At 65.6% G+C, this 6,318-nt stretch carries 11 protein-coding genes; 1 reads left to right on the top strand and 10 read right to left on the bottom strand.

Going from position 1 to position 6,318, the window contains the following annotated elements:
- Positions 1–98 precede the first annotated feature (98 nt).
- From KAZ48_10155 to KAZ48_10120, 8 genes are all read right to left on the bottom strand, one after another.
- Positions 99–344, bottom strand: coding sequence for an HNH endonuclease (locus KAZ48_10155; GenBank protein ID MBP7973152.1), 246 nt, complete (start codon positions 342–344; stop codon positions 99–101).
- Between the two features lie 2 nt (positions 345–346).
- Entirely contained in the window at positions 347–511 is a 165-nt protein-coding gene (locus tag KAZ48_10150) for a hypothetical protein (GenBank protein MBP7973151.1), read from the bottom strand.
- 142 nt (positions 512–653) lie between these two features.
- Positions 654–1,511 carry a hypothetical protein gene (locus KAZ48_10145; GenBank protein ID MBP7973150.1) on the bottom strand — a complete coding sequence of 286 codons (858 nt, stop codon included), beginning with the start codon at positions 1,509–1,511 and terminating at the stop codon, positions 654–656.
- Between the two features lie 309 nt (positions 1,512–1,820).
- On the bottom strand, positions 1,821–2,237 hold the full coding sequence (locus KAZ48_10140; protein ID MBP7973149.1) for a hypothetical protein: 417 nt from the start codon (positions 2,235–2,237) through the stop codon (positions 1,821–1,823).
- Between the two features lie 171 nt (positions 2,238–2,408).
- Complete coding sequence (locus KAZ48_10135) at positions 2,409–3,626, bottom strand: hypothetical protein (protein MBP7973148.1); 1,218 nt, start codon at positions 3,624–3,626, stop codon at positions 2,409–2,411.
- On the bottom strand, positions 3,623–4,396 hold the full coding sequence (locus KAZ48_10130) for a hypothetical protein (GenBank protein ID MBP7973147.1): 774 nt from the start codon (positions 4,394–4,396) through the stop codon (positions 3,623–3,625). The genes KAZ48_10135 and KAZ48_10130 overlap by 4 nt, the downstream gene beginning before the upstream one ends.
- Positions 4,393–4,767 carry a helix-turn-helix transcriptional regulator gene (locus tag KAZ48_10125; GenBank protein MBP7973146.1) on the bottom strand — a complete coding sequence of 125 codons (375 nt, stop codon included), beginning with the start codon at positions 4,765–4,767 and terminating at the stop codon, positions 4,393–4,395. Before KAZ48_10125 ends, KAZ48_10130 begins: the two co-directional genes overlap by 4 nt.
- A gap of 256 nt (positions 4,768–5,023) precedes the next feature.
- Positions 5,024–5,224, bottom strand: a complete 201-nt coding sequence (locus tag KAZ48_10120) for a hypothetical protein (GenBank protein MBP7973145.1) — start codon at positions 5,222–5,224, stop codon at positions 5,024–5,026.
- A 179-nt stretch (positions 5,225–5,403) separates the two neighbouring features.
- Here KAZ48_10120 and KAZ48_10115 point away from each other — a divergent pair, with 179 nt between their 5' ends.
- Positions 5,404–5,592 carry a helix-turn-helix domain-containing protein gene (locus KAZ48_10115; protein ID MBP7973144.1) on the top strand — a complete coding sequence of 63 codons (189 nt, stop codon included), beginning with the start codon at positions 5,404–5,406 and terminating at the stop codon, positions 5,590–5,592.
- A 2-nt stretch (positions 5,593–5,594) separates the two neighbouring features.
- On the opposite strand, the gene KAZ48_10110 is transcribed toward KAZ48_10115, so the two are convergent.
- Positions 5,595–6,002 (bottom strand): hypothetical protein, encoded by a 408-nt coding sequence (locus tag KAZ48_10110; GenBank protein MBP7973143.1) that lies wholly within the window; start codon positions 6,000–6,002, stop codon positions 5,595–5,597.
- A complete protein-coding gene (locus tag KAZ48_10105) occupies positions 5,999–6,220 on the bottom strand; it encodes a hypothetical protein (GenBank protein MBP7973142.1) in 222 nt (73 codons plus the stop codon). Before KAZ48_10105 ends, KAZ48_10110 begins: the two co-directional genes overlap by 4 nt.
- Positions 6,221–6,318 lie beyond the last annotated feature (98 nt).

Raw genomic sequence — 6,318 nt, 5'->3', positions numbered from 1 at the left:
GGGGTCACCAGCGCGTGCCGCACTCGCAACGATGCGGCTCGTCGTGTCCCGCGCCTCAGCTCACAGCGGTGAACGCAGAACTCCGCCGGGCACATCACTCACCAGTCGGTCGACGTCTTCAACTGCGCCTTCATCTTCGGCACGCGGTTACCGCGGCTGATGTTGCAGCGCAGGTGCGCCGGCCGCAGGTTCTCGATGTCGTCGGTGCCGCCCTTGCTGCGGGGCAGTACGTGGTCGGCACTGGGCAGACCGGGGATCGGCTGCTTGCACAGCCAGCAGATGTTGCCGTAGACCTCGAGCACCTGGCGGCGCTTGCGTAGCGCGTGGTTGCCGCCCCATGCCATGACTACTGCGCTCCCGCCTTGGGCATGTCCCACATGGCACGCAGTGTGGCGAGCAGGGCGGTGGCGCAGCGTGTGGTCATGTCGTCGACGAGGTCCGGGCTGTACTGCTCGGAGTCGGAGTCGAGGTCGACGACAAGATTGTCGTACGCGATACGGACACTGATCACGGCGACACCTCCTGCCGTTGGACACACCGAAGCCCCGCAACACCGACGGGGGACGGAGACATGCGGGGCTTCGGGTGAGCGCTTGGTCACTTTGCCCGGTGGGCATAGGTATCAGGCGTTGAACGTGACAGTAGCACATGAATCACATGGATGTCATTCTACCGGCCCCCGGCGTGTCGCTGACCCTGATCAGCACGTCGATCAGGTTCACCTGTTCGTCCGCGTAGGTGGTGACATGCCCGCGCCTGATCCACTGCCGCAACGTGTCCGGGTTGCATCCGGTGACCTGGCAGGCCCAGGCCCGCGAGACGGGAAAGGCTTTGGGCCTGGCCACCCGCAGCAGGCCGAGCAGTGTGGACACGTCGATGGGCCACACGTCGGTGCACCACGAGCAGACGATGTGCGTGGGGGCGACGGCGACGCCGGGGTCCTCGGGCAGCTGCCCGTCGTAGGCCAGGCGCAGCGGCCCGCCGCAGGCGTCACGCTCGGGGTGGGCTGCGGTGCATCGACCAACTGAGGTTTCGGGCCAGTCGCGCAGCACGCTGCGCAACGCCTGGGCGCAGCCGGCCAGCACCGCGGCGAACTCGTCGACCCGGTCGCTGCTGCAGATCCAGTCGAGGTGGATGTTCAGGATGCGCAGCGAGTCGGACACGTCACGCATGGGCGGGTTGAGCCGGCGCGCTTCGATGACCAGCCGGGCCTCGGTGAGCAGATCTGCATCGACGTTTGTGACGTTGTCGGGGTCGGCTTCACCGTCATCGGTCAGCCGGAAGCGGCTTCGGATGTCGGCCATGGCGATGATCGTCAGGTTTGCCGGCGGACGGGAGCCGGGTTTGCCGCTGGCCCTGCCCGCGGATCCGGTGCGCCCCGGGGTGGGGTCGAGTTGTGCGCGTAGTCGTCCGACGGTGTCGAGGTCGCGGCGGATCTTGGCGGTGCAACTGGTGCAGATCACCGGGTCGGGCAGTCCGGTGGCGCAGATGGCGCAGGTGGCGTCACTCATTGGCCCTCCAGGTCGACGTAGTGGTGGCAGTCGACGCACCATCCGCGGTCGTTGCGGGTGCGCAGGATGCGCTTGCATGTGGGGCAGCGCGGCAGTTCGTCGAGATAACTCACGCCAATTCCTCCGATTTTTGCTCCGTTTTTGCACACTCACCGTTACTGATAGATGGGCCTTGCCGTGGGGTTGTTAGTTCGTCTGTGCAGCAGGTGCTGGCAACTGCTGCGTATGTATGTATGTGTTCGAACAGAACCTCGGAACAGGTGTTGGGAACAGGTGTTGGGAACAGGTGCTCAACACCTGTTGACGCGACTACTTCCATGGGATGCCCGATTCGTGGTCGGAACCGGGGTCTTTCCAGCACTCGCAGTCGTCAGGATGCCCCGCCCGACGACACGCCGACTTGCGTCCAGCGGCCTGTTTCGCCTTGTGTTTCGCGTCAGAAACGGCCGCCAACTCCTGCCGTTCGGCCCAGTTTTGGATGACGAAACCTCGCCCGTTGCGTTCCCACAGACCAACTTGGCACAACATCTGCGCGTGTTTCGCCGTGCCGTGAATCATTGGTAATGCCACATCTGGGATGTGTCCGTCACTCTCTGCCAAGCCACTCCACGACAGGGAGAACATGTACATGGCGGCCGCGCGGTGGCCGTCCTTGAGTGACAACAGATGGAGTATCTTGTCGTGCTGGTGAATGTTGGTGTCCAGTCGCACCCACAGTTTGCCCATCACGCGCCACCGTTGTTCTGCCGTTCGAACCGTAGCGACTTGCTGACTCCCATCGGTCAGTCCTCCTTGCCGTAGTGGTGCGCGTAGTAGTGCGCCATGAAGTCCTGCAGGGTGCCGGCGTGCCAGACCGGGACGTCGCACAGGGTGCAACGCCACCGGCCCGGCTGGAGGTCAGCCGTTGGCATCGGTCAGCACCTCTAGCTGCGCGAGCACAAGTCCGGCCTCATCGGCGCTCAGATCCCGGCGGGCCTTGATCGGCCGTCCGGTGACCTCCGAGCAGATCGCCTGGAGGTCCGCCCGGCCCAGTTTCAGGGCCTCCGCGGCGGCGGTGATCCGGCCCGATTGGGCGGCTGTCAGCGGCTCATTCTCGACCGTTTCGGGCTCGTCTGCGGGCAGTTCATCCACGAGTTCGCCGTCGACGATCTCGTCTTCTGCCGGCGCCGCGCTGAGCGTGTCCAGGCAGTCGCCCACCTCGGTGCGGGTGAGGTCCGTACTGCTGGTGACCTCACGGCCCACCACGTCGCTGCAGAACCGCAGCTTGTCGGCACGGTCGCTGAGCCCTGCGGAGTTCAGGGCGGCGTGCAGCGCGGTGAGCATCTTCCTCGTGGGCTTGGTGTCGTCCTCCTCGGGCGCTTCGATCGCCTTGTCGTCGCCGAGCTCCTCGTAGCCGGTCTCGCCGGGCAGTGGTGGCGCGCTGGACTCCTGCGGGGGTTCGGGCTGGGCCACCGGTTCGGGCTTCGGTTCGGCCTTCGCTTTGCGCCGCGCTGGGGCCTTCTTGGGCTCCTGGCGCACCGTCACGGTGGCGGGCTCGGCCGCGGCCGTGGACTCGTCGTCGCCCTGTACGAGCGGGACGTTGACCGCCGAGGAGAAGCCGCCGGTCACATCCGGGAAGATCATCGAGCACAGCCGCGACGTGCAGCGGGCGATCAGCATCTCCTGGGGGCGGGTCTTGTAGTTGCCGTTCTTGGTGAAGTCGCCGGACTGCTTGGCCTCGTCCATCGTGTACTGGGCCTGGGTCCAGACCTCGGATCCTGCGCGGCGGCCACGCATCTTGCAGCGGGTGGCGGTGACCTCCTCGAACTCGATCTCGTGGCCGGCAGCCAGCACTAGTGCGCGCTGGGCCTCCGCGGACAGGTCCGGAGTGCCGTGCACGACATAGGTGTTCTTCAGGGTGGTCATGGGCGGTAGTCCCAGTTCGCGACCAAACAAGATGGCGCCGGCCACGGCCGCGGGCTTGCCACGGAAGTCTTTGGGCACGAAGTCGGTGCCGGCGATCTTGGCCGCGAGATCGCCGACCGGGGCCAGGACGTGCACCCAGGAATCTACGTCGGGCTCAGACGAGACCAGTTGGCCCTGCAGGGCTTCGCCGTAGCGTTCGATTTCGGTCATGCGCTTACCTCGATCTTTTCCGGTGTGATGGGTGCGTGGACTAGTTCTTGAAGGCGCTCAGCAGTGGCGGCGACCTGGGCGACGTATAGGAAGGCGCGGAACTCCTCTTTGCCGGCGGTCAGCGGCACGAGGTCGGCGCCGTCAGCGCGCACATGCACGATCCCGACTGCGTCGACCTGCGGCATGCGGATGTGTCCGGTGTCGTCATCGCTCAGGAACTCGGCGAACCGATAGGCGGCCTGCTGTAGTGCCATGTCCCCGTACACGCCCTTAGAGGTCTTGAGGTCGAGCAGCCAGCGGCGGCCGTCGCACAGGGTGGCGATCAGGTCGAGGGTGCCTGCGTAGCCGTGGGTCACGTTGTACACCGCGGACTCGACATGCTCAGCCCGCAGATCCCAGTCCTGGCAGAACTTCAGGTACGACTCGACCAGGGGCAACTGCTCGGGGTCGACGTCGACCACGCCCTGCTCCTGCAGCTGCTGGGCGGCGTCGTGCAACTTTGTGCCCCGCAGCGCTGCCGCGTTCTTGCTGGCGTTCGGTGCGTTGCGGATCTGCTCGAGGCGCTCACTGATTGGCGCCGTGGACAGTTCGTCCCAGTTGTCGACGGCGTACTCTGCGGCGGTGCGTGCGGCCCAGTTGACCAGCGCGGGCTTGGGCAGCCCTTTGCTGAGAATCGTGGTCACGCCGGGCACCTTGACGCCGTTGGCGTCCTTGTAGCCGTGCCCGCGGCCGTAGTTCCGTCGTATGAATGGCGCCTTGAGTGTTGTCATGCGCTTGTCCTCTCGTGATAGCGGGTGAAGGTGGATGGTCTGGCGAACAGCCGCCCGAGGTCGGGCCGGCCGCAGCGGTACATGTGCCGGGACAGCGCCACGGTGGTGGTGTTGAGTCGCTTGGAGATGACCTGCGGGTCGCGGGTGGTGATCAGTGCGGTGTCGACGTCGTCGCAGACCGCGCACGATGGCGGCTGACTTGCCACTGCGTCGATCGCTGCGGCCAGTGACGGCCGGATGCGTGTCACCCGGCCGTACTGCAGGTTCTTGACGGCCTGCCGCGAGCAACCCAGCATCTCGGCCAGGTCGGTGGCGCTCATGTGGCGCAGCAGCCGGGCGATCGTTGTGCGGTATGGCGCGGCCTCGACCATCTGCGAGCACCCGGCCCGGTAGCAGGCCAAGCAGGGTCCGCCCTGCGGATTGTGTGAGACGGCCAGCCCACAGACAGAGCAGATGTCGCGGCTCATGCCCCACCGCCTGCGTAGACGTAGGTGCGGCAGGGCCACTCCCACTGGCAGTTGCACACGTGCCCGGTCATGGCCGTGAAGCACGGGCACCACTTGACCCTAGGGTCGCTGGCGTCGGCTTCGTGCCGTTCGGGGTTGTGCAGCCCCATCCATTCGCTCGTCACGAGTCACCGTCCAGGGCGCGGCGGACGCTGTCGGTGTCCACCAGAATGAAGTGGCCTTGCGCGCGCGCATCATCGGTAAGACCCTCGTCCTTGTCGGCCAGGAACTCCCGCACCCGCTGGATCGCGGCCTCTGCGTGAATGGCTATCTCAGACCACAGAGTGTAGATGTGATCGCCTTCATGGCCTTCTGGCAGCACACAGGTCCACGCTGCATTAGCGTTGCTTCTAGTGCATCGGTCACTCATCGGAACGACCCCCACAGGTAGCCCAACATGAATGCGCACAGCCCGAACACCGCGATCTGCAACTGCTGGATCCCGTGTTGCATCGTGCTACACGTTGTGTATGATGGTGATACATCCGGAATGGGAGACACATGGATCGCATCGACCACCTCGCCAGCGTCAAGGGCTACGCCGAGAACCGCCGCCGCGCACTCGCCGCCGCCGACGCGCGACTGCACGCCTCGATCCGCAAGGCGTACCACCAGGGCGTGCCAGTCGCCGACCTCGCCCGCGCCGCTGGCGTCGAGCGCAGCACCATCTACAGGTGGGTGAAGCAGTAGCGTCATTCGGCACCCCCGTCGAAGGCGCGGACTGTGGGGCATGGATAGGTGCCTCCGCACTCGGAGCAGCACCCGCTGGGGTGGTGTGTCGCGGTGTTGTAGTGCAACTCCCGCACCCGCTGGATGGTGGCCTCGGCGGTGAGCGCTCGCGCCTTCATCTGGATGTATGAGTCGGGAACTTCGTTGAGCAGTTGGTTGGCGAGCCTGTCACGATCAGCCTCGGCACTTGCAGCGCGTTCGGCCAAGACGCGGAAGGCCCCGTGCATCACGAACTTCTCGTGCCAGTCCTCAACGGCGGCGATGATGCGGTACACCTGGTCGCTGGTCATCCAGTAATCAACTTCGCCGTCGTCACCGGTCGCACATACGGCGGTGATCAGGTCGTCGTCCCAGTGTGGTCGTCGTTTCATTCGGCACCGTCCAAGGCGCGCAGGACATCCGCGCGCAGGAGCATGTCCCGCACATGACCGTCGTCACCGACGATCTGGTGCACTAACAAGTCCAGCACCCGCTGTACCGGGCACGGCCAGTCACGCCCGCACACAACGCACACCGGAAGGCGACAGTTTTCCCCCGCACACCCGCCTTCGGATACGGCGAGGTCGTTGCAGGACATGTGCTCACGCATCGTTGTCACCGTCCAGGGCGCGAAGGATGCGCCACACGGCAATGCTCCCCATCGGGCCAAACGGCTCGCACGCTTCCCGCACCCGCTGCACCTGCGCC

Source organism: Candidatus Nanopelagicales bacterium, assembly GCA_018003655.1.
In the GTDB taxonomy this organism is placed as follows: Bacteria; Actinomycetota; Actinomycetes; order S36-B12; family UBA10799; genus JAGNDY01.
The sequence above is the reverse complement of the archived record's forward strand: the minus strand, read 5'-3'. Positions and strand labels throughout refer to the sequence as shown.